Origin of the sequence: Actinomadura miaoliensis (assembly GCF_039536785.1) — a bacterium.
GTDB classification, from domain to species: domain Bacteria; phylum Actinomycetota; class Actinomycetes; order Streptosporangiales; family Streptosporangiaceae; genus Spirillospora; species Spirillospora miaoliensis.
This window is the reverse complement of record NZ_BAAAZG010000001.1, coordinates 385205-407512: the sequence shown is the minus strand read 5'-3', so window position 1 is coordinate 407512 and position 22308 is coordinate 385205. Positions and strand designations below refer to the sequence as shown.

General features: G+C 71.2%; 15 protein-coding genes and 2 pseudogenes. 8 read left to right on the top strand and 9 right to left on the bottom strand.

All coding sequences use genetic code 11. From position 1 onward, the window contains the following. The first annotated feature begins 177 nt into the window (after positions 1–177). The 4 genes from ABD811_RS01915 to ABD811_RS01900 are packed head-to-tail and all read left to right on the top strand — an operon-like array spanning position 178 to position 6891. Positions 178–1461 carry an ABC transporter substrate-binding protein gene (locus tag ABD811_RS01915; protein WP_344939714.1) on the top strand — a complete coding sequence of 428 codons (1284 nt, stop codon included), beginning with the start codon at positions 178–180 and terminating at the stop codon, positions 1459–1461. A gap of 3 nt (positions 1462–1464) precedes the next feature. After that, on the top strand, positions 1465–2397 hold the full coding sequence (locus ABD811_RS01910) for a carbohydrate ABC transporter permease (RefSeq protein WP_344939712.1): 933 nt from the start codon (positions 1465–1467) through the stop codon (positions 2395–2397). Further along, positions 2394–3221 (top strand): carbohydrate ABC transporter permease, encoded by an 828-nt coding sequence (locus ABD811_RS01905; protein ID WP_344939710.1) that lies wholly within the window; start codon positions 2394–2396, stop codon positions 3219–3221. Before ABD811_RS01910 ends, ABD811_RS01905 begins: the two co-directional genes overlap by 4 nt. 4 nt (positions 3222–3225) lie before the next feature. Then, positions 3226–6891 (top strand): glycosyl hydrolase, encoded by a 3666-nt coding sequence (locus tag ABD811_RS01900; protein ID WP_344939708.1) that lies wholly within the window; start codon positions 3226–3228, stop codon positions 6889–6891. Positions 6892–6893: 2 nt separating this feature from the next. On the opposite strand, the gene ABD811_RS01895 is transcribed toward ABD811_RS01900, so the two are convergent. The 6 genes from ABD811_RS01895 to ABD811_RS01870 all read right to left on the bottom strand — a co-directional run bounded on the left by ABD811_RS01895 (position 6894) and on the right by ABD811_RS01870 (position 17037). Further along, entirely contained in the window at positions 6894–8699 is a 1806-nt protein-coding gene (locus tag ABD811_RS01895) for a WD40 repeat domain-containing protein (RefSeq protein ID WP_344939706.1), read from the bottom strand. Positions 8700–8788: 89 nt separating this feature from the next. Beyond that, on the bottom strand, positions 8789–9571 hold the full coding sequence (gene narI, locus ABD811_RS01890) for a respiratory nitrate reductase subunit gamma (RefSeq protein ID WP_344939704.1): 783 nt from the start codon (positions 9569–9571) through the stop codon (positions 8789–8791). After that, positions 9568–10272, bottom strand: coding sequence for a nitrate reductase molybdenum cofactor assembly chaperone (gene narJ, locus ABD811_RS01885; RefSeq protein WP_344939702.1), 705 nt, complete (start codon positions 10270–10272; stop codon positions 9568–9570). The genes narI and narJ overlap by 4 nt, the downstream gene beginning before the upstream one ends. Further along, a complete protein-coding gene (narH, locus tag ABD811_RS01880) occupies positions 10269–12005 on the bottom strand; it encodes a nitrate reductase subunit beta (protein ID WP_344939700.1) in 1737 nt (578 codons plus the stop codon). The genes narJ and narH overlap by 4 nt, the downstream gene beginning before the upstream one ends. Further along, positions 12006–15746 carry a nitrate reductase subunit alpha gene (locus ABD811_RS01875; protein WP_425549362.1) on the bottom strand — a complete coding sequence of 1247 codons (3741 nt, stop codon included), beginning with the start codon at positions 15744–15746 and terminating at the stop codon, positions 12006–12008. It lies immediately after the preceding gene. A 22-nt stretch (positions 15747–15768) separates the two neighbouring features. Beyond that, positions 15769–17037: an MFS transporter gene (locus tag ABD811_RS01870; protein WP_344939698.1), complete on the bottom strand. Its 1269-nt coding sequence runs from the start codon at positions 17035–17037 to the stop codon at positions 15769–15771. Positions 17038–18022: 985 nt separating this feature from the next. On the opposite strand from ABD811_RS01870, the gene ABD811_RS01865 reads away from it, so the two are divergent. Further along, positions 18023–19063, top strand: a complete 1041-nt coding sequence (locus ABD811_RS01865) for an NAD(P)-dependent alcohol dehydrogenase (protein WP_344939696.1) — start codon at positions 18023–18025, stop codon at positions 19061–19063. On the opposite strand, the gene ABD811_RS43850 is transcribed toward ABD811_RS01865, so the two are convergent. Then, complete coding sequence (locus tag ABD811_RS43850) at positions 19027–19245, bottom strand: hypothetical protein (RefSeq protein ID WP_425549361.1); 219 nt, start codon at positions 19243–19245, stop codon at positions 19027–19029. The two genes, ABD811_RS01865 and ABD811_RS43850, sit on opposite strands and share 37 nt — an antisense overlap. A 41-nt stretch (positions 19246–19286) precedes the next feature. Next, positions 19287–19564 (bottom strand): annotated as a pseudogene (locus ABD811_RS01860) (transposase); the annotation flags it as partial. 199 nt (positions 19565–19763) lie between these two features. On the opposite strand from ABD811_RS01860, the gene ABD811_RS01855 reads away from it, so the two are divergent. From ABD811_RS01855 to ABD811_RS01845, 3 genes and pseudogenes are all read left to right on the top strand, one after another. Beyond that, on the top strand, positions 19764–19907 hold the full coding sequence (locus ABD811_RS01855; RefSeq protein ID WP_344939695.1) for a hypothetical protein: 144 nt from the start codon (positions 19764–19766) through the stop codon (positions 19905–19907). A 94-nt stretch (positions 19908–20001) separates the two neighbouring features. Continuing rightward, positions 20002–20778 (top strand): hypothetical protein, encoded by a 777-nt coding sequence (locus ABD811_RS01850; protein ID WP_344939693.1) that lies wholly within the window; start codon positions 20002–20004, stop codon positions 20776–20778. An 84-nt stretch (positions 20779–20862) separates the two neighbouring features. Then, a pseudogene (locus tag ABD811_RS01845) lies at positions 20863–21636 on the top strand (IS5 family transposase); the annotation flags it as partial. A gap of 1 nt (position 21637) precedes the next feature. On the opposite strand, the gene ABD811_RS43845 reads toward ABD811_RS01845, so the two are convergent. Further along, on the bottom strand, positions 21638–22114 hold the full coding sequence (locus ABD811_RS43845; protein ID WP_425549360.1) for a transposase family protein: 477 nt from the start codon (positions 22112–22114) through the stop codon (positions 21638–21640). Between the last annotated feature and the right edge of the window lie 194 nt (positions 22115–22308).

Sequence of the window (22308 nt, the reverse complement as noted above, 5' to 3'; positions counted from 1 at the left end):
CGAGCGGCCGTGTCCAGAGGGCCAGTACGTTCCGTCGCCGGATCACTTCGGGGGAGTTCCACGTCACCGCCGCCGCGCCGTCCGGACAGGACGCGCGGCGGACGCTCCGATGACCGCCGTCCCCAGGGCGGGACGGCTCTCGCGGCCCCTCCGGCCGCGATCCCGAGGAGGACACACATGACATCGTCATCGCGCGGAACGCCCCTCGACCGACGCGGCTTTCTCCGGCTGGCCGGCGGTGCCGCCGCCGTGACGGCGCTGCCCGGGGTCCTGTCGGCCTGCGGCGGCTCGTCCGGGTCGGGCGGGTCGCTGCGGCTGGTGGGCGTGGCCGACCAGCAGAAGCCGCTCGACCTGCTCACCAAGGGCTACACCCAGGCGAAGTTCAACACCTCCTACGCGCCGACCGACCAGGTGCAGACCTCGGTGCGCACCCAGCTCGGCGCCGGCGCACCGCCCGACGTGCACGTGGTCTATCCCGGCAACGGCAGCGCGATGAGCATGGCGCAGATCGCGCGGGCCGGGCTGCTGGCCGACCTGTCCGACCAGCCCTGGACGAAGAACATCCCGGCCAACTTCAAGCCCGCGTTCCAGCTCGACGGCAGGACCTTCCTGTTCTCGGCCGGGTCCAGCGTGATCGGCGCGATCTACAACAAGAAGGTGTTCCAGGAGGCCGGGGTCGAGGCGCCGCCGCGAACCTGGAGCGAGTTCCTGGAGGTCTGCGACAAGATCAAGAAGAAGGGGAAGACACCGATCGCGCTCGGCGCGCAGACGCCGTGGGTCACCCAGCTGATCACCTACGCGCTGGTGCCGTCGACGGTGTACGCCAAGAACCCGAGGTTCGACGCGCAGATGCAGGCGGGGTCGGCCAGTTTCGCGCAGTCGGGCTGGTCGGACGCGTTCACCATGTACCTCGACCTGCAGAAACGCGGGTTCTTCAACGACAACCCCAACGGCACCACGTTCGAGCAGCAGACCTCGATGGTCGCGACGGGCAGGGCCGCGATGGCGATCCAGGTGTCGGCGGTGCTGCCCGACTTCCGCAAGGCCGCCGCCGGCCCGGACGACCTGGGGATGTTCCCCGTGCCCGGTGCCGACGACGCGGACGGCGTCTGGATCCCGGCGGGCGCCGTCGTCGGCCTCGGCGTCAGCGCCCGGAGCAAGAACCGCGACGCGGCCAAGGCGTTCATCGACTATCTCGGGCAGCAGCAGAACATCAACGCCTGGGCGGAGGCGGTCGCGTGCGTGCCGCTCGTCCGCGACGCCAACTCCAAGATCGACCCGGTGCTGAAGGACTTCCTGCCCTACATCGACGGGAACAAGGCCGTCCCGTTCATGGACCAGGCCTGGCCGAACGCCGAGGTGCAGCCCGCCCACTTCGCGGCGGTGCAGGAACTGCTCGGCGGGCGGACGACGATCCCGCAGGCGCTGGCCAAGCTCGACGAGACGTACCGGAAGAAGTGAGCCGTGGCCGAAGCCCTCACCGCCCGCACGACCAGGACCCGCCCCCGGCGGCGCAGGCGGCAGGGCGGGTTCCTGGCGCCGCCGTGGTGGTTCGCCGCGCCCGCCCTGGCCGTGTACGCCCTGGTGGTGCTGTACCCGAGCATCAGCGGCATCGCCGTCGCGTTCACCGACTGGAACGGGATCGGCGACCGTTCCTTCAACGGCCTGGCCAACTTCCACAAGCTGCTGGACGACGACGCCGCGCGCGGGTCGCTGCTCAACACGCTGCTGCTCACCGTCGCGATCGTGGTCGTGCAGAACGGGATCGGGCTGCTGCTCGCCCTCGGCGTGCACACGAAGATCAAGTCCCGGGCGGTGCTCCGGGTGATCTTCTTCGCGCCCGCAGTGGTCAGCCCGGTGATGGTGGCGTTCCTGTGGAAGTACGTCTATAACCCCGCGCCGGACGCCGGGCTCAACGGGATCCTCGGCGCGGTCGGCCTCGGCGGGCTGCGCCAGGACTGGCTCGGCGACCCGTCGCTGGCGCTGTGGTCGGTGGCCGGCATGGTCATCTGGCAGTTCGCCGGCTACTCGATGGTCATCTTCCTGGCCGGGCTCGAAGGGGTGCCGGCGGAGCTGCACGAGGCCGCGATGATCGACGGGGCCGGGCGGTGGCAGCGGTTCCGGAACGTGACGTGGCCGCTGCTGGCACCCGCCGTGACCATCAACGTCATGCTGTCGACCATCGGCGGGCTGAAGCTGTTCGACCAGGTGTACGCCGCCACCAACGGCGGCCCCGGGCATGCCAGCGAGACGCTCTCCACGGTGCTCTACAAGCAGGCGTTCGTGTTCGGCAACTACGGCTACAGCACGGCGATCGCGCTGGTCCTGGCGCTGTTCGTGGCGGCGGTGTCGATGATCCAGATCCACTACCTGCGCGGCCGGGAGGTGACGTCGTGAGCCTTCGCTACGGGGTGCGGACGTTCCTGCTGGAGATCGTGATGATCGGCGCGGCGGTGGCGTTCCTGTTCCCGGTGTACGCGCTGATCACGCTGTCGCTCAAGGACAAGCGGCAGATCGCCGAGGCGCCGCTGTCGCCGCCCACCGCACCGGACCTGGGCAACTTCGCCGACGCCTGGTCGCGTGCCTCGCTGGGGTCGGCGCTGCTCAACAGCACGGTCATCACGGTCGTGAGCCTGGTCGCGCTGATCGCGGTCGGGTCGTCGGCCGCCTACTTCCTGGCGCGGCGGGCGACCCGGCTTGGCTTCGGCCTGTACGTGCTGTTCCTGCTGGGCATCGTGCTGCCGTTCCAGCTCGGCATGATCCCGCTGTTCAAGATGGTCGACTCGATGGGGCTGCTCGGCACCTACCAGGGGATGATCGTCTTCTACACCGGCATCCAGATGCCGTTCACGGTCTTCCTCTACACCGGGTTCATCCGGGCGTTGCCGGCCGACTACGCCAACGCCGCCCTCATCGACGGCGCCGGGCACCTGCAGGCGTTCACCCGGGTCGTGTTCCCGCTGCTGCGCCCGATCACCGGCACGGTGCTGATCCTCAACGCCGTGTTCATCTGGAACGACTTCTTCACCCCGCTGCTCTACCTGGGCGGTTCGGCGCGGGAGACGGTCCCGGTGCGGATCTTCGCGTTCGTCGGCCAGTACGTGTCGGACTACGGCCTGGTGTTCGCCGGGCTGGTGCTGGCCGCGCTGCCGATCATCGTGGTGTTCCTGGTGTTGCAGCGGTACGTCATCAAGGGTTTCGCCAGCGGTCTGAAGGGATGAGCCGATGCTTCCTGCGCGGTTGCGGACGGTTCTGGAGACACCGCCGCGCGCCTTCTCCCCGGCGCCGTTCTGGTGGTGGAGCGGCGACCGGCTCGACCGGCGGCGGCTGCGCGACCAGCTCGAACGCTTCGCCGCGGGCGGCGTCCACAACCTGGTGATCATCAATCTGGCGCCGTCCGGGCCGATGTTCGGCGCCGACGCCGACGAGCCCGCGTTCTTCGGCGAGGCCTGGTGGGAGCTGCTGGACGGGGTGTGCGACGACGCCGCCGCGCTCGGCACGTCGCTCTGGTTCTACGACCAGCTCGGCTTCTCCGGCGCCGGCCTTCAGGCACGGCTCGTCCAGGAACGGCCCGAGTACGCGGGGCTGTGGCTCGACCGCGACGGCGGCCCGCCCACGCCGCGCGGCTTCGACTACCTGTCGGCCGAGGCGTGCGCCGCGCTGCTGGACCGGGTGCACGGCGAGTTCGAGCGGCGGCTCGGGCACCGGCTCGGCACGGTCATCGTGGGGTCGTTCCAGGACGAACTGCCGTCGCTGCCCACCTGGTCGGCCCACTTCGCGGAGGAGTTCGAACGTCGGCGCGGCTACGACCCGACCTCGCGTCTGCACCGGTTGTGGTCAGGGGACGACGGTGACCCCGGCGGCCGGGTGTTCCGTCGCGACTACCACCTCACCCGGGCCGAGCTGGCGGAGGAGGCGTTCTTTCGCCCGCTGGCCGAATGGCACGGCAAGCACGGCCTGCTGCACGGCTGCGACCAGCAGGATCCGGCGCGTGCCGGGTTTCCCGTCGACGGCGTGCGCCTGTACGCCGACTACGCCCGTACGCACCGCTGGTTCGGGGCGCCCGGCTCCGACCACCACGGCGACGCCCGCGTCCACTCCTCGCTGGCGCACCTGTACGGCCGGGACCGCACGTGGATCGAGTCGTTCCACTCCAGCGGCTGGGGCGGCACCCTGGAGGAGACTCTCGACTGGCTGCTGCCCTGGCTGCGCACCGGCGCCACCCTCTACAACCCGCACGCCTCCTACTACTCGACCAGGGCGGGCTGGTGGGAGTGGGCGCCGCCGTCCACAGACTGGCGGCAGCCCTACTGGAAGCACTACCGCGTCTTCGCCGACGCCGTCACCCGGCTGTGCGCGGCGCTGTCGCTGGGACGGCACGTATGCGACGTCGCCGTCCTGTACCCGACCGCCACCGCGCAGGCCGGAACCAGGCTCGACGGCGTCGACGCCGAGGCCGCGCGGGCCCAGGACGTCTACCGGTCGCTGGTCGGGGACATGGCGTGGTTCAAGATGGAGCCGGGCGTCCTGGACCGGCACCGCGTCGACGCCGACGTGATCGACGACGACTCGGTGCGGCGGGCGCGGGTCGCGGACGGGCGGCTGACGGTCGCGGACGAGTCGTACCGCACCGTCCTGCTGCCGGCCTGCACCATGCTGGAAGGCGCGACCGCGCGACGGCTCGCCGAGTTCGCCGAGAACGGCGGCCGGGTCGTCGCGGTCGGCCCGCCGCCGCACGCGGGCGTCGGGGACCCGGACGCGGACGCCGCCGTGGCCAGGCTGGCCGGGCTGCTGGAGACCGTTCCGGACGCCTCCGGCCTCGCGGAGGTGCTCGACGGCGACCGCCGGGTGGAGGCGCCCGTGCCCGCGCTCGTGCGGGAGGTGGACGGCGCCACCCTGGTGTTCCTGACGGCCTCGCCGTCGATGGCGAGCCGCGTGTCGGTCGGACGCCCGGACGAACGCGGCGCCGACCTCGGCTGGATCGACGTGACCTACGACTTCGACCCGGACCGCTATCTGCGCGACATGCCCGTCCGCGTGCGCGGCGTGGCCGGACCCGCGTACGCGATCGGCCTGTTCGACGGAACACCCCGCCGCCTCGCGACCACCGCCGTGGACGACCACGTGGAGTTGGTCGTCCCGTTCGACGATGGCCCCGCCGCACTGCTGGTCTTTCCCGGCACCGGACAGGAGGCGGACGAGCCGGCTCGCCCCGTCCCGTACCGCGAGATCGACCTCGGCTCTACCTGGGAGATGGAGCTGGTGCCCACGCTCGACAACACCTGGGGCGACTTCGCGCGCCCGCCCGGCGAGCCGGTGGCGCTCGAACGCTGGGAACTGCACCACCGCGCGGAGGACGACGCCGGCTGGACCACGGTCCACGCCACCTTCGGCCCGCACGGCGTCTGGTCCTGCGACGGGACGAACTGGCGGGAGGCGGTCTACTCCGACTCGCGCGGCATCCGCAAGGACACCGTCCACCGGGAGTTCCTCGGCCCGAAGGGGCACGTGCCGGAGGAGTTCCTCGACTTCGGGCCGATCGCCGCGGGACAGCGGGTGGTGTTCCGCACGCGTGTGACGGTGCCCGCGCCGGGAGGGTTCCCCGCGGTCGGTGCCGCGGCCGTCAAGACGCTGCTGGTGGATGGGGCGCCGACCCCTCTGGAGGACCACGGCTATCTGGCGGTGGCGAAGACCCCGTTGGCGCCGGGGGAGTACGACCTGGAACTGCGGCTCGTCCCCGACACGGACCGGCACGAGGACGAGCGGCTGCGCGCGCACGTCGCCGTCGTCACCGACCCCGAGCGCTACCGCAGACCGGAGTGGATCACCGTTGAGGGACCGTCGCGCACCGGAGCCCAGGTCGCCCTGTCGACAGCGCTCCCGGCCGACGCGCACGGGATCCTCCAGGTCGCCTCGTCCGCGCCGTGCCGGATCGTCGTGGACGACGTGGAGATCGGCCGCCAGGGCGGGTTCGATCCGTACGCCGAGCAGCAGACGCCGCGCGTCGGACGCTACGACGTGACCGGCCACGCGGGCAGGGAGCTGACGCTGATCCTCACCGAGTCGGACACGCCCCCCGCGGTGCTGGTGGACGGCCCTGTCACGGGCTGGCGCGCGACCCGGGACCGCGAGCCGGCGGCCGTCGTGCCCAAGCGCACGCAGTACGGCGATCCGGCCGCCCTCCACCTGCGCCGTCGCCCGCACCCGCTGCCCGGCGCGGCCTGGATCGAAGACGCGGCGGACGACGACGGCGTCGTCCTGCCCGCCCTGTACGCGGTGCCGGGCCGCGGCGAGACCCTGGAGCGATTCCGCTTCACGGTGCCGCCCGGCGCGACGAGCATGTCCTTCGACGCGCACGGCGAGGTCACCGGTGTGTTCCTCGACGGGCGGCGCCTGGAAGGGGGACCGGAGTTCGCGCTGCCCGGGGGAGGGAAACGCACCGCCGAACTGCACGTCCGGACCCGGCCCGGCCACAGCGGAGGCGCCGCGTTGGCCGGGCCCGTCCGCTTCACCCCGGGCCCCGGCACCATCGCGCTCGGCGACTGGGAGGACGAGGGCCTGGCCGGATACAGCGGAGGGGTCCGCTACCGCCGCGTCGTCGTCATACCCGCCGACGCGCGTGGCGTGGTGCTCGACCTCGGCCGGGTGCGCGGCACGGCCGAGGTGAGGGTCAACGCCACGCCCTGCGGCGTCCGCGTCTGCGCCCCGTACCGCTTCACCCTCGACGACGCGGCCCTGCGCCCCGGTGAGCCGAACGAAATCGAGGTCGTGGTGTACGGCACCCTCGCCCCGCACCTGGACGAGACCAGCCCGACCCATTTCGTGTTCGAGGGCCAGCGCGTGACCGGCCTCTTCGGCCCCGCCGTCCTACGCGTACCCGACACGCCCTGACCTCAGGTGCCGGTTGCTGCGCCGCAGTTGCGCACGAGTTCCGCGGCGGCCCACCGGATGGACGAGTTCTCGTCGTTCTGCAGATGCAGCAGGGAGGGGAGGGCCTCCTTGACGGCGTCCTGCGCGTCGCCGGGGCCGTCGGCGATGTCCGCGATGAGGAGCAGCAGGGTGTTGCGCGCCCGGTTGGTCGGGATGAGCATCCGTTCCACCAGGAACGGCACCGCGTGGACGGCCGCGCTCGGAGAGGCGCTGCCCCTGTAGGCGAGCAGTTCGTACAGTCTCTTGACGGCCGCCTGCGCGGTGTCCTCATCGTCGGACGCCAGCTTGGCGATCAGGCCTGGAACCTCGTGGGCCGGGCCGCGCGCCGCCCAGAGCGACCCCCAGTCGATCTCCGCGAGGCGCAGCCGCAGCGACCGGGCGGGCCACAGCCGCTCCACGTCGAGGCGCAGTTCGGCGGTACCGTGCGCGGTGGTCACGCGCAGCGAACCCTCCGGCCTCAGGGCCAGGGCCTCGATCCCGGTGCCGATCCGCAGGTCGGCGCTCTCGCCGGAGGTCAGGTCCCAGGCGCGCACCAGTCCGTCGGCCCAGGCGGCGGCCAGGGCCGGTCCGGTCTCCAGGGACGCGGTGGCCAGCGCCGCGACGGGCGACCTGCGCCGGGCGAGCGGCACTCGTGGAAGTGGGCCCTGTGCCGGCCACCATCGGACCACCCCATGGGCGTCGCCGCTGACGACCGAACGGGTGCCGTGGGGGCCGCGGTAGCAGGTGACGGCGGTGACCGGGGCGCGGTGCGGCTTCTGGACGTCGAGTTCCGCGCCGTCGGCCGCCCAGACGTGCACGCGTCCGGCCGAGTCTCCCGCGACGACCGTCGTCGCGTCCCGGTCGGCGGCCGCGGCCGTACGGTCCGCGAGCCCTCGCAGCGCGGGAACGTCGGGGACGGCGGGGACTCCCGACGCGGCGGCCGTCGAGGCCACGGTCCAGCGCAGCCGGTCGTCGGCGTCCCCCTCGGCGAACGACGCCGGTCCCAGGTCCTCGGTGGGGAGGGGCACCTCCTGCGGGGCCGAGATGCCCTCGTCGGTCCACGCGACCCCCAGGGTGTCCAGGGCTTGGACGAGCGCCTCGCGGGTCCGGGCCTGGACCACGACGGCGAAGTCGGCTCCGGGCCCGCGGCCGTGCCGGATGAGCACGTCCGGGCCGCCGTAGGTGAGGGCGTCGGTGCCGGCCTCCTGCCAGGGCAGCAGGCCGATGTCGCGGTACGCGGCCTGTAGACGCTCGACGATCGCGGGGGCGGCCTCGACCTCGGCCCGCCGCACCCGGAAGGACCAGCCGAAGGTCGCCGGCAGCCGTTCCATCGCCAGCTGCAGGAAGAACTCCGACACCGACCGGCTCTGCACGACCCAGCCGTCGAAGGAGCTGACCAGGACCTTCGGGTCGGGCAGGTGGGCTTCGGAGGCGAGGTAGCCCCACTGGTTGAGGTACTGGTACTCGGCCATGAACACCCGGATCTCGTCACCGGGCGGGTCGTCGAGCGAGTCCGGCCCCGACGGGGGCCACACCGAGTGCGTCCAGTAGAGCCGCGGGCGGAAGGCGAAGGAGTTGACGGGGGAGTCCCACCACTCGACCAGTGCCGCGGGGACGGGGTCGGACTCGTCCGGTTCGTATCCGGGCGCCTCACCCGCCCTGGTCACGAGGGGCTCGCCGCCCGGATCCTCATAGCCCCACTCGCGCTGTACCTCGTCGAGAAGCTGGAGGACCGGCCGGTCCGCGGCGAGCCGTTCCGCGAACCGCCCGTAGTCGATGATCTCCGCCATGGCGAAGATCCTAGGGGGCCATCACCGACCGAATCTCCTATTTCGGTTATCCCCAAGGGGCGGTCGACGTTGTTCGCCGAACAGCGTGCCTATCCGGGGCGGTGCTCCCAGCCGCGGTGGGGGGCGCGGGTGCCGAGCCGCTCGTCGCGGCTGCGGTAGACGATGTAGGGGCGGGTGAGGTAGCCGACGGGTGCGGTCAGCATGTGCACCAGGCGGGTGAACGGCCAGACGCAGAACAGCAGCAGGGCGCTGAGGGCGTGCAGCTGGAACAGGATCGGCACGTCCGCCATGAGGTGCGGGTCGGGCCGCAGAGAGAACACCGACCGGAACCAGGGGGAGACCGTCTCGCGGTAGTTGTAGCCGCCGCCCACGATGTTGGCGGCGACGGTGGCGGCCAACCCGAGCACGATGACCAGGGTGAGCACCGCGTACATGAGTTTGTCGTTGCGGGTGGTGGCGGAGAAGACCGGGCCGACGGTCCGGCGCCGGTAGATCAGGATCGCCAGTCCCGCCAGCGTGCAGAATCCCGCGACGGTGCCCAAGGCCACGGCCGTCACGTGGTAGGCGTGCTCGCTGACGCCGATCGCCTCCGTCCACCTGTCGGGGATGACGAGCCCCCCGACGTGGCCGAGCAGGACCAGCAGGATGCCGAAGTGGAACAGCGGGCTGCCGATGCGCAGCAGGCGGCTTTCGTACAGCTGGGACGAGCGCGTGGTCCAGCCGAACTTGTCGTAGCGGTACCGCCAGTAGTGGCCGAGCACGAACACCGCGATGGTGACGTACGGCAGCGCCACCCACAGCAGGACGTCGACGACCCCCGTCGACTGCTCCGTGGAAGGCGCGACGGTGGACACGACCGTGCCGCGGATCATCGGTGGGCTCCTTGCGTATCGGGTCGGGAGGGTGGGCGCGACGGCCGCGGGTCGGGGAGGAAGACCGGGCCGCCGGACGAGGCGCCGTAAGGGGCGAGGCCGACCTCCTCTTCGGGCGGCCCTTCCGCGGCGAGCCGCAGGACGGCGTCCTGGATGTCGCCGCTCAACCGGGGCAGGGTGGCCGACACCGCGTCGAGCACCGCCGCCCACGGGGAACGGGACTCCGCCAACGCCAGCCGGAGCAGTTCCAGGCCGGCGCGGTGCTCGTTGAGCAGCCGGGCGCCGGCGGTGGGGTCGGCGGCGGCGAACTCCAGCACGACGGCCAGATGGTCGGGCAGCTCGTCGTCGCCGAGGACGAGCCCGGCGCGGTGGTAGGCGTGCTTGAACCGCAGGAGCGCCACGCCGCGCTTACGGGTGTCGCCGCAGGCGTAGTACGTCAGGTAGAGGCAGCAGCGTTTGCGGTGGTCGAACGTCGCGACGTAGTCGGCGGCCAGCTCCGGCAGGGGCGTCGCGTCGACGTGGTCGAGGAAGCGTCCCAGCGGCTCGCCCAGCTCCGCGGGCAGCGTGGCGGCGGCCCGGCGGAGCAGGGGACGGCGGCCGAGCAGACCGTCGTCGGGGTAGTCGAGCAGGAGTGAGGCCGTCTGCCAGGCCGTGGCCAGCTGCGTGCCGTCCGGCGCGGGGTTCCTCGTCCCTGTGATCATTGCTGGGGCTCCTCGGGGACCGTCGTCGTCGATGTCGGCCCGCCAGGGGCGCCCTCCGGATCCGTGGCGCCGGGGCGGGGTCCTTCGCGCCGGGGTGGGAAGAGCCCGGCGGGCGTGCCCTTGCCGTCCCAGTTGAGGAGGTTGACGCGCGTGCGCTTGCCGGCCGGGTCGACGGGACTGTCGGCCGTCTGCCGCTGCCGGAGCATGTGGAAGTTCTCCACCGCGATGGGGGCGGCGCCGCCGGAGGTCTCGCCGAACGGTCCCCAGCCGCCCATGCCCGGGCCGCCCTCGTAGTCCAGGCTGCATTCGGTGGCGAGTTCTTCCAGCTTGTGCGCCTGCTCGGCGTGTGCGGGCGGGATGACGTAACGCTCGTCGTACTTGGCGAGGGCCAGCAGCCGGTACATGTCGTACATCTGCTCGCCGGTCATGCCGACCTTGACGGGGATGCCCTCGTCGGGGCCGCGGCCCAGGTTGATGTCGCGCATGTAGGAGCGCATGGCCGCCAGGCGGCGCAGGACGGTCTCGACGGGCGCGGGATCGCCCGCGGTGAACAGCTGGGCGAGGTAGTCGACGGGGATGCGCAGGGCGTCGATGGCGGCGAACAGGTTGCCGGTGTCCTCCGCGTCGTGGCCGGTGTCGCGGACGACGTCCACGACGGGCGACAGCGGCGGGATGTACCAGACCATCGGCATCGTGCGGTACTCGGGATGCAGCGGCAGCGCCACCTTGTAGGTGCTGATGAGCGCGTGGACGGGGGACCGCTGGGCCGCGTCGATCCAGTCGCGGGGGATGCCCGCCCGTCCGGCGGCCGCGACGACCTCCGGGTCGTGCGGGTCCAGGAACACGTTCCGCTGCGCCTCGTACAGCCCCTCCTCGTCGGGCGTGGACGCGGCTTCGAGCACCTTGTCGGCGTCGTACAGCACCAGGCCGATGTAGCGGAGCCGTCCCACGCACGTCTCCGAGCAGACGGTGGGGATGCCGACCTCCACGCGGGGGAAGCAGAACGTGCACTTCTCGGCCTTGCCGGTGCGGTGGTTGAAGTAGACCTTCTTGTACGGGCATCCGGTGACGCACATCCGCCAGCCCCGGCAGCGGTCCTGGTCGACCAGCACGATGCCGTCCTCGGCGCGCTTGTAGATCGCGCCGGACGGGCAGGACGCCGCGCACGACGGGTTGAGGCAGTGCTCGCAGATGCGCGGCAGGTAGAACATGAAGGTCTTCTCGAACTCCAGCTTCACCTTCTCCGACACCCGCCCCAGCACCACGTCCCGGTCGGCGAGGCCGGGGGAGCCGCCCAGGTTGTCGTCCCAGTTCGCCGACCAGGAGATCTTCATGTCCTCGCCGGAGATCAGCGACTTGGGGCGCGCGACCGGGGTGTGCTCCTGCAGCGGCGCGTTGGTGAGGGTGTCGTAGTCGTAGGTCCAGGGTTCGTAGTAGTCGTCGATGGACGGCAGCTTCGGGTTGGCGAAGATGGTCAGCAGCTTGCGCAGCCGCCCGCCGCCCTTGAGCGCGAGACGCCCCCGCCGGTTGAGCGTCCAGCCGCCGCGCCACCTGTCCTGGTCCTCGTAGCGGCGCGGGTATCCCTGCCCCGGACGGGTCTCGACGTTGTTGAACCACACGTACTCGACGCCGCCGCGGTTGGTCCACGCCTGTTTGCAGGTCACCGAGCAGGTGTGGCAGCCGATGCACTTGTCCAGGTTCATGACCATGGCCATCTGGGCCATCACGCGCATCTAGTACGTCACCTCCTGGGAGCGGCGGCGGATCACGGTGACCTCGTCGCGCTGGTTGCCGGTGGGGCCCAGGTAGTTGAACGCGAACGACAGCTGGGCGTAGCCGCCGATGAGATGGCTGGGCTTGATGAGCAGCCGGGTCAGCGAGTTGTGGATGCCGCCGCGCCGCCCGGTCGTCTCGCTGCGGGGGACGTCGATGAGCCGGTCTTGGGCGTGGTGCATGTAGACGGTGCCCTCGGGCATGCGGTGCGAGACGATCGCGCGGGCGACGACCACGCCGTTGCGGTTGACCGCCTCGATCCAGTCGTTGTCGCTCACGCCGAGCTTGGCGGCGTCCCGGTCGCTGATCCAGATGGTGGGGCCGCCGCGCGACAGCGACAGCATGAACAGGTTGTCCTGGTACTCGGAGTGGATGGACCACTTGTTGTGCGGGGTCAGGTACCGCACCGTCAGGCCAAGCGCACCCTGCTCGCCGACATGAGGTTCATCGAAGAGGGCGTGCATGTTCAGCGGCGGGCGGTAGACGGGCAACTGCTCGCCGAGCTCGGCGATCCAGTCGTGGTCGAGGTAGAAGTGCTGGCGCCCGGTGAGGGTGTGCCACGGCTTGAGCCGTTCGACGTTGATGGTGAACGGCGAGTAGCGGCGCCCACCGCTCTCCGAGCCCGACCACTCCGGCGAGGTGATGACCGGGACGGGCCGGGCCTGGGTGTCGGCGAAGGTGATCTGCTTGCCCTCGTGCTCGGTGGCCAGGTCGGCCAGCGCCGTCCCGGTGCGTTCCTCCAGCGTCCGGAACCCCTGGACGGCCAGCTGCCCGTTGGTGGTGCCCGACAGCGCCAGGATCGTCTCGCAGGCGTGCACGTCGCGCACCAGCGACGGGCGTCCGTCGGCCGGTCCGCCGCGGATCGTCCCGTTGCGGTGCCGCAGGTAGTCCACCTGGGCGCCCAGGTCGAACGTGACGCCCTTGACGGTGGCGCCGAGCGAGTCGGCCAGCGGGCCGAGGGCGCGCATCCTGTCGGCGATCGCCCCGTAGTCGCGTTCGACGACCACCAGCTTCGGCATCGTCACGCCCGGCACCGGCTCGCACTCCCCGGCCTTCCAGTCGCGGACGCGCCCGTGCGGGGTGGCCAGCTCGTCGGGGGTGTCGTGCGTCAGCGGGGCCGCCACCACGTCCCTGCGGACGCCCAGGTGCGTCGCGGCCAGGCGGCTGAACGCGGCGGCGATCGTCTGGAAGGCGTCCCAGTCGGTGCGGGTCTGCCAGGGCGGGGCGATCGCCGGGTTGAACGAGTGCACGAACGGGTGCATGTCGGTGGTGTTGAGATCGTGCTTCTCGTACCAGGTCGCCGCCGGAAGCACGATGTCGGAGTAGACCGTCGTGCTGGTCATCCGGAAGTCCAGCGACAGCAGCAGGTCGAGCTTGCCGGTGGGGGCCTCCTCGCGCCAGACGACGTCCTTCGGCCGCGCCCCCGGCGGCGCCTCGTCCGCGCGCAGCTGCGAGTCGGCGCCGAGCAGGTACTTGAGGAAGTACTCGTTGCCCTTGGCCGAGGACCCCAGCAGGTTCGCCCGCCACACCGTCAGGATCCGGGGGAAGTTCTCCGGCGCGTCGGGGTCCTCACACGCGAACCGCAGCCGTCCCTCTTTGAGCTGGGACACCACGTACTCGCCGACCGGCATCCCGGACGCCTCCGCCTCGTCGGCCAGGTCCAGCGGGTTGCGGTCGAACGTCGGATAGGACGGCATCCATCCCAGCCGCGCGGCCTGCGCGATGACGTCCGCGGTGGTCTTGCCGGCCAGCAGCCCGCCCGTCCGCGCGGCGGCGAGGGTGTCGGCGCCGAAGCGGTCGTAACGGAACTGGTCGGTGTGCAGGTACCAGAACGCCGTGCCGATCATCTGCCGGGGCGGCCGCGACCAGTCCAGCCCGAACGCCAGCTGCGCCCAGCCGGTGAACGGGCGGCACTTCTCCTGGCCCACGTAGTGCGCCCAGCCGCCGCCGTTGACGCCCTGGCAGCCGGTCAGCGTGGTCAGCGCCAGGAACGCCCGGTAGATGGTGTCGGAGTGGAACCAGTGGTTCGTCCCCGCCCCCATGATGATCATCGAGCGGCCGCCGGTCTCCTCGGCGTTGGCGGCGAACTCCCGGCCGATCCGCGCCGCGGCCGCCGCCGGAACCCCCGTGATCGCCTCCTGCCAGGCCGGGGTGCACGGCTCGGCCGCGTCGCCGTACCCCGACGGCCACGTCCCCGGCAGGCCCTCGCGCCGCACACCGTACTGGGCGAGCAGCAGGTCGAACACGGTCGTGACCAGATGGCCGCCGACCCGTCGCACCGGCACGCCCCGGCGCAGCACGCCCGGCGTCCCGTCGGCGGCGTCGAACCGCGGCAGCTCCACCGGCACCGGCGGCTCGGCGGCCGGATCCCCTTCCACCGAGAGCCGCGGGTCGGCGTCCCCCAGGTCCAGGTTCCAGCGGCCCGCGCCCTGCTCCCCGTACCGGAAGCCCAGCGACCCGCCCGGCACCAGCGGACGGCCGGTGGCGCCGTCCAGCAGGACGGTCTTGAACGCGGCGTTCTCGGTGCGCGCCTCGGCGCCCGGCAGGTCGGCGGCGGTGAGGAACTTGCCCGGCACGAACGCGTCGCCGGCGGCGTTCGGCTCCAGCCGCACCAGGAACGGCAGGTCGGTGTACCGCTTGGCGTAACCGGTGAAATGGTCCACCCGGCGGTCGACGAAGAACTCCTTGAGGATCACGTGCCCCATCGCCAGTGCCAGCGCACCGTCGGTGCCCGGCCGGGCGGCCAGCCACTCGTCGGCGAACTTGACGTTGTCGGCGTAGTCGGGGGAGACGGCCACCACCTTCTGCCCTCGGTAGCGGGCCTCGGCCATCCAGTGCGCGTCCGGGGTCCGCGTCACCGGCAGATTGGACCCCCACATGATCAGGTATCCGGCGTCCCACCAGTCTCCGGACTCCGGCACGTCGGTCTGGTCGCCGAACACCTGCGGGGACGCCACCGGCAGGTCGGCGTACCAGTCGTAGAACGACAGCATCGTCCCGCCCAGAAGCGAGACGAACCGGGCACCCGAGGCGTGCGACACCATCGACATCGCCGGGATCGGGGAGAAACCCGCCACCCGGTCCGGCCCGTACGTCTTCACCGTGTGGACGTGCGCGGCGGCGATCATCTCGACCGCCTCGTCCCAGCCCGCCCGTACCAGGCCGCCCCGGCCGCGCGCCGACTTGTACCGCCGCGCCCGCTCGGGATCCGACACGATCTCCGCCCACGCCGCCACCGGATCCCCGGTGCGGGCCCGGGCCTCGCGGTACATCTCCAGCAGCACCCCGCGCACGTACGGGTACCGCACCCGCGTCGGCGAGTAGGTGTACCAGGAGAACGCCGCGCCTCGCGGGCAGCCCCTCGGCTCGTAGTCCGGCCGGTCCGGCCCCACCGACGGGTAATCGGTCTGCTGGGCCTCCCAGGTGATGATGCTGTCCTTGACGTACACCTTCCACGAACACGAACCCGTGCAGTTCACCCCGTGCGTGGACCGCACCACCTTGTCATGCGCCCACCGGTCGCGGTAGAACTCGTCCGCCTGCCGCCCGCCGGCCTTGTGCAGCGTCCGGAGGTCCTCCGACACGTCCGCGCGGGTGAAGAACCGTCGCGTCCCCACCAGCGCGTCCACCACGGGGCCGTCCAGACCCGCCCGGCCCGGCGGCCGCTTCCCGTTCTCGCCCAACGTCGCGTCCTTCGGCATCGATGTCATCTCGGTCAGTAGGTCAAGCGGCTCGCGCCACACGTCCGCCGGCGACGTCACGGCCGCGCACCGTCCGCTGAACGGCGACGATCGTGAAGGCCGCGGCCACGGCGGCGACCACCGACAGCAGCGCCAGGCCCAACGCGTAGGAGCCGCTGCTGCCGTAGACGGCCCCCATGACCAGCGGGGGCACGAAACCGCCCAGGCCGCCGGCGGCTCCGACGACGCCGGTGACCGCGCCGACCCGGTTCGCCGGCGCCAGCAGCGTCACCAGGGCGAAGGTGGCGCCGCTTCCCGCACCCAGCGCCGCGGCCATGGACAGGAACGCGATCGTTCCCAGCGGCATCAGCGAAGGCGTGAACGCCTGCACGGCCGCGCCCGCGGTGACCACCGCCAGCGCCGCGGCCAGTACGCGCGCCGGTCCCAGCCGGTCCGACAACCAGCCCCCGACGGGCCGCATCACGACCGCCAGGACGACGAACCCGGCCATGCGGTTCGCCGCGTCCGCCTGCGTCAGCCCGTAGCCGGTCTTGAGGTAGGTCGGCAGATACACGGAGAACGCCACATACCCGCCGAACGCCACCGCGTACAGGGCCGAGGCCTGCCAGGTGACCCCCAGCCGCGCGGTCGCCGCCAGCCGCCGCCCCAGCGTCTCCGCCGGCACCGTGCGCCCGGGGGCCTCCCGCAGCACCGCCATCGCCGCCGCGGCGTACACCGCCAGCAGCACGGCGGTCACCAGGTACGGGGTGCTCGTCCCCGCGGCGTCCACCAACCTGACCGTGGTCAGGGCGCTGATGGCGGTGCCGCCCATGCCCATGCCGAACACGCCGATCGCTAGGCCCCGGCGCTCCGGCGGGAACCAGGCGCTGACGAACGGCACCCCGACGGCGAACGCGGTGCCGCCGATGCCCAGGAAGAACCCGCCGACCAGCAGCGCCGTCAACGACGACTCCCCGCCCCACCCCAGATACAGCACCGGGACGATGGTGGCCGCCGACACCAGCGGGAACATCACCCTCCCGCCGAACCGGTCGGTCAGCGCCCCCACCGGAATCCGCCCGAGCGAGCCCACCAGCACCGGCACGGCCACCAGCAGTGCCTGCTGGAACGCCGTCAGGTCCAGCGACTCCTTCAAACGGGGCGCCAACGGGCTCAGCAACGCCCATGCCCAGAAGTTCAACGCGAACCCCGCGGTGGCCATCGCCAGCATCACCGCCGGACGACCCGCGGGCCCTCTCCGCACCGGTCCGGCCGCCTCGCGGCGGCCGTGCGCACTCCGCAGCTCATCCATGTGTCAGCACCATCGCCTCGCACCATCCGGGCAGGTCGTCGATCAGCTTCCGCCGAGGCGGGTACGAACGATCACCCGCCGAGCGGAATCCAGCATCGCCGCCGCAAGGCAGGCTGAGGCCGTCCGTCCGGCCCTTTCTCGGGGGCGATCAAGCCGGAGATTCCAGGACGAAAGTCCCTTGCGCCGCCGCCGCCCGAAGGCGCCCCCTGCATGGACGCTCCCCCGACCAATAGCGCCGCCGACCTCGGCCTCAACGTGCGGACCCGCTGGGCCGACCTGCGTCTCGGCCTGCCGCCGTCGGCCGCCGGCCACGCCGACCTGGCCATCACCGACCCGCCGTACACCGGCGAGGGGGTTGCGGCGCGCGGGGCTGTCGGGTGCGAGCTTCGTCAGGTCGCTCTGGCGGCTGCAGGACAACGCGCGCGCGATGAACCTCAACGCGGTGTTCGTGCAGATCCGCCCTGCTGGGCCGGGCGGGCGATGTACTCCTCCGCGGTAAGCGGCCATCACCCACGCGGCGACCGACGTGGTGCAATCGGACGCACCACCGCACGTCTGGCATGCGCTCCCCACCTACCTGATCGACGCCGTCGACGACGTGGGAGCCGCGGCGGTGCGGGCAGGTCTTCCAAGCGGGTGCGTTGTTCGTCATTGAGTCGCGGGTCAGGGTGTTCAGGACGCTGTCGGAGGCTCCGGGCAGATCGCCGCGTTCCGGTGGAGTAGTACAGAGGTGTCGTAGGAATGCAGCCGGGTCTGCTGCGGGCTGATCCTGGCCTGACGCGGCGTCAGGGACTCCCGGATTCGGCTGCTGTGATCCCTCCTCCCCACGCTGGACGGCCCCGCTCCGGCAGGGGTGCCCTGTCAGTACACCTTTCACCAGTGCCTTCTCCCTCGCCTGGTCAGCGCTTTCGATGGGGAGTGGCTCACCTCGCCCGGCTCCGTGCGCGCTGGGGGAGTGGGCCCCCGACCAGAGGAGCAAACCACTATGCGAGTTCACGCCTATGCCGCGCCGGCCGCCGCCGAGCCGTTGGCCCCCACGATCATCGAACGGCGGGACGTCGGTCCCAACGACGTGCTCATCGAGATCAAGTACGCGGGCATCTGCCACTCCGACATTCACACCGTCAACGGTGACTGGGGATCGCAGCCCTATCCGTTGGTCCCCGGTCACGAGATCGTCGGCATCGTCAGCGAGGTCGGCGCCGCCGTCACCCGGCACCGGGTAGGGGACCGCGTCGGAGTCGGCTGCATGGTCAACTCCTGCGGTGAGTGCACCAACTGCCGCAACGGCGACGAGCAGTACTGCCTCAACGGGATGGTGCCCACCTACGGAGGTGTCGACCGGGACGGCACCATCACGCAGGGCGGCTACTCCACGCACGTCGTCGTCGACGCCGACTTCGTCGTTTCGGTGCCCGAGGGCATGGACCTGGCGGCCGCGGCGCCACTGCTGTGCGCCGGTATCACCACCTACTCGCCGCTGCGTCGCTGGGGCGCCGGCCCTGGCAAGAAGGTCGCCGTCGTCGGTCTCGGCGGACTGGGGCACATGGCCGTCAAGATCGCCCACGCCCTGGGCGCCGAGGTCACCGTGCTGTCGCAGTCGCTGAAGAAGCAGGAGGACGGCCTGCGGCTCGGGGCCGACCACTACTACGCCACCAGCGACCCCGACACGTTCAGCCGGCTCAGCGGCCGGTTCGACCTGATCGTCAACACGGTCAGCGCCCGTGTCGACGTCGACGCCTACCTCGGCCTGCTCGCGGTCGACGGCACCTTGGTCAATGTCGGCGCCCCCGCCGAGCCGCTGAGCCTCGACGTGTTCTCCCTCATCGGTGCCCGACGCTCCTACGCCGGGTCGATGATCGGAGGCATCGCCGAGACGCAGGAGATGCTGGACTTCTGCGCACAGCACCACATCGGCGCCGACATCGAACTGATCTCAGCGGACCGGATCAACGAGGCCTACGAACGTGTCCTGGCCTCCGACGTCCGCTACCGGTTCGTCATCGACACCGCCACCCTCGGCTGACACGCGGCCCAACCCGCTGCACGCTCTCCGAGGACGTCACCAGTAATCACCGGTGACGGGCCGAGCGCGTGCAGCGGGGCAGGGGTCGGGGCCTCCGAGCGGCCGTGCACACGCGGGTCGCCGACGAATTGCTTGACCACCTCGGCGTTGTCATCGGGCGACCCGCCGTCGACGATGAGCAGCTCGCAGTCCGGCGTCGTCTGCGCCAGCAGCCCGGCCGCCGCCCGTCGCAGGCCAGGTGGAGTGTGCTGGTCAGCCCGCCCGCCGAGCGGCCGAGCGCCCGCCGTCGCCTTTTCGGGCGCCGGCGGCGTGCTGGTGGGCGCGCACGATCTCGGAGTCCACCGACACCAGCCAGTCGATGTCCTCGGCAGCGTCGGCGCGGGCCTGGGCGGCTTGCAGCATCGGCGTGAACGTCCCGTCGGCGGCCCAGCGGCGAAAGCGGGTGTGCAGCGATCGCCAGAAGCCATAGCGTTCGGGAACATCCCGCCAGGCCTCTCCGGAATACGCGGCAGGAACGCCGCCTGGCCGTACGTCGGCATGAGCGCCGAGACGGCCGGAACCTCGGCCCCTGCGGAGTCGTCGGACGAGCGCTTCATGGTCGGCCGGTGCCGCCTGGTCTGGACGGACCGCGGCCAGGACACCGGCCTACGCCCCCGAACTCAACCCCGCCGAAGGCGCGTGGTCCCTGCTCAAACGCTCCATGGCCAACTTCCTGGCCACCGATTTGCACCATCTCGCCGGCATGGTCAAGCACCGGCTCAAGGTGATCCAGCACCACCCCAACGTGATCAACGGCTGCCTGCACGCCACCGGCCTGACCCTGACGTCACCCCACCCGGCCTGACCAATTAATCCTGGTCAGGACGACCTGTCTGGCAGTTCTCGGCATCGAAGGCCGGTGGGCGGCCTCCCTGGCTGTACTTGTTTATGGTTGACCCGTGGACGATGACCGTCATTCTCGGCATGCGGCCCAGCCGGCGCATGGTCCAAAGGTCGATGCCGCCCAAGAGACGATGTTCAGTGAACGCGACCTTGAAGTGTTCCTCCGCCTGAGTCTTGACCAGGCTCATTTGCCGTCCCCCGCCGTTGGCGCCGGCGGCCTTGCCGGCACCGGTTTCACAGAAGCCGCCGCCAGGGAAGTCGCCCGCGTGAACCGGCGGCGTGTCATCACCAGCAACCTGGCCGTCGCCCTCGTCGGCCTCCGTGCCCTGGCCCGCGATCTCGCCCGTGACATCGCCCTCCGCCGCAACCTGACCCGCGTTCCCGGTCGCGTCGACGCCTTGGCGAGCAATCTGACTCTCGCCGCCGATCTTGCACGCTGCCTCCCGTCCGCCCACCCCAATGCGACGATGGTCGCAGGGTTGCGCAACGCCCGTGACACGTTCATGTATGCCCGCCAGAGCGCCGGCCGTGGTCCCCTCTTCGACAGCGCACTCATTCGCGCCCGAGACGACTCTCCTCTGCTGAAGGACAACAGCGCGCAGGTGCTCAGACGCGAGCTCGACGCGATCAGGATCAACGTATCGGGTATCGACCTGCCATACGGCCTGGACGGATGTGACGTGGAACTGTTCGTCAATTTCGTTTGGTCTCGCCGTACCCGGTGGCCGACCGGCCTCTACTCGCAGATCCAAGCCTGCTCCACCAGGGAGCAACCTGGCGGGTACCAGGTGGTCCAATCCAGCCGAGCACACTCTGACCACGGCAAGGCCTGATCTCCGGGCGTTTGCCTGTTCACGTAAGCGTCCTTGGGCACCGAGTTAGAGCGTGTCTCATGTGGCCGTGTGGTGATCTGCGAGATGATCGGGGATCATGACCCCGATCTCGCGCGCAGGCTGATGCCGGATGAGTTGTGGGAACTGGCTGAGCCTTTGATCCCGCGGTTCACGCCACGCCGTCAAGGTGGTGGGACCGCGCCGGTCGATGATCGGGCGGTGTTCACCGCGATTGTGTACGTGCTGACCAGCGGGTGTGCTTGGCGTCAGCTGCCCGGCGAGTTCGGGGTGAGCGTGCCGACCGCGCACCGCCGGTTCGCCGCCTGGACCAAGGCCGGGTTGTGGCCCAGGCTGCACCGGGCGGTGCTGGACGAACTCGGTGCGCGCGGGCAGATCGACTGGACGTCGGCGGTCGTGGACGCCGCCGCCGTCCGCGCGAAAAAGGGGGCACGCTGACCGGTCCCAATCCGGTCGATCGCGCCAAAAGGGCAGCAAGCTCCACGTGTTGAGCGATGCCGCCGGACTGCCGCTGGTGGTCGCCGTCTCCGCCGCCAACGTCCACGACAGCCTGGCGTTCAAGCCATTGTTCATGGCGGTGCCTGCGATCCGTTCCCGTCGCGGACCGCGCCGGCGCCGGCCGCGCTCAAGGCCCGCGCCGACAAGGCGTACCACTCGGCCGAGCACTTGATCTTCCTGCGGCGGCGCGGGATCACGCCGCGCATCGCCCGGCCCGGCATCGAGTCCAGTGAACGTCTTGGCCGTCACCGCTGGGTCATGGAACGCACCATCTCCTGGCTGCTGGGCTACCGGCGCCTGGCCGTGCGCCACGAGCGCCACGGCCATCTGTTCACCGCCTTCCTCACCCAACCTGCGGATCGGGGAGCGCCCGCAGCATACGTGGCAGCGTGGACCGGCACGTCGGCCCACCGGCACGCCGGCCATGGCGGCCATGCGGGCACCGGCGCGGCCAACCAGGGCCACCGCGATCGAGGCCGCGCAACGCGCCGGTGCGGCGGGGATGCCGCTCGGCGAGTCCATCGATCTGCTCGGCGAAGATCTCTCGCTCGCATGCGGGTTCACCACAGAAGAATCGGCGTACCTCCAGTGCGATCATCAGCGGCCCTCCGCACGCCGCCAGGTCCCACAATTTCCGCCGGTACCGGCTGTGCACCCGGGCCGACGACACCCCACACTTTGGGCACGAGGCCTCGGTCGCCGAGGTGCGCGCCGCGATCCGTACGGTGTCGCCGCGTTCCACAACGTCCAGGACTCGCAGGTCCTTGAGGGCAGGGCAGAACAGATGAAGGCAGCAGGCTTCCGTCGCCCGCCGGCGCATGCAGCACAACTGACCCCACGGCCGCTCGTTGGTGATCGGTTCTCGACAAACAGATCGTTGACGAGCGGCTGCTTGCGTGCGCGGCCCGTTACGGGATCGCGATCAACGAACTGGGGGCGCGGACCACCCCGTGCCACAGGCCTGCTCGCACCTGGGGTGGCCTCTGACCGAAGCTGCCGCGTGATCGAAGGGCT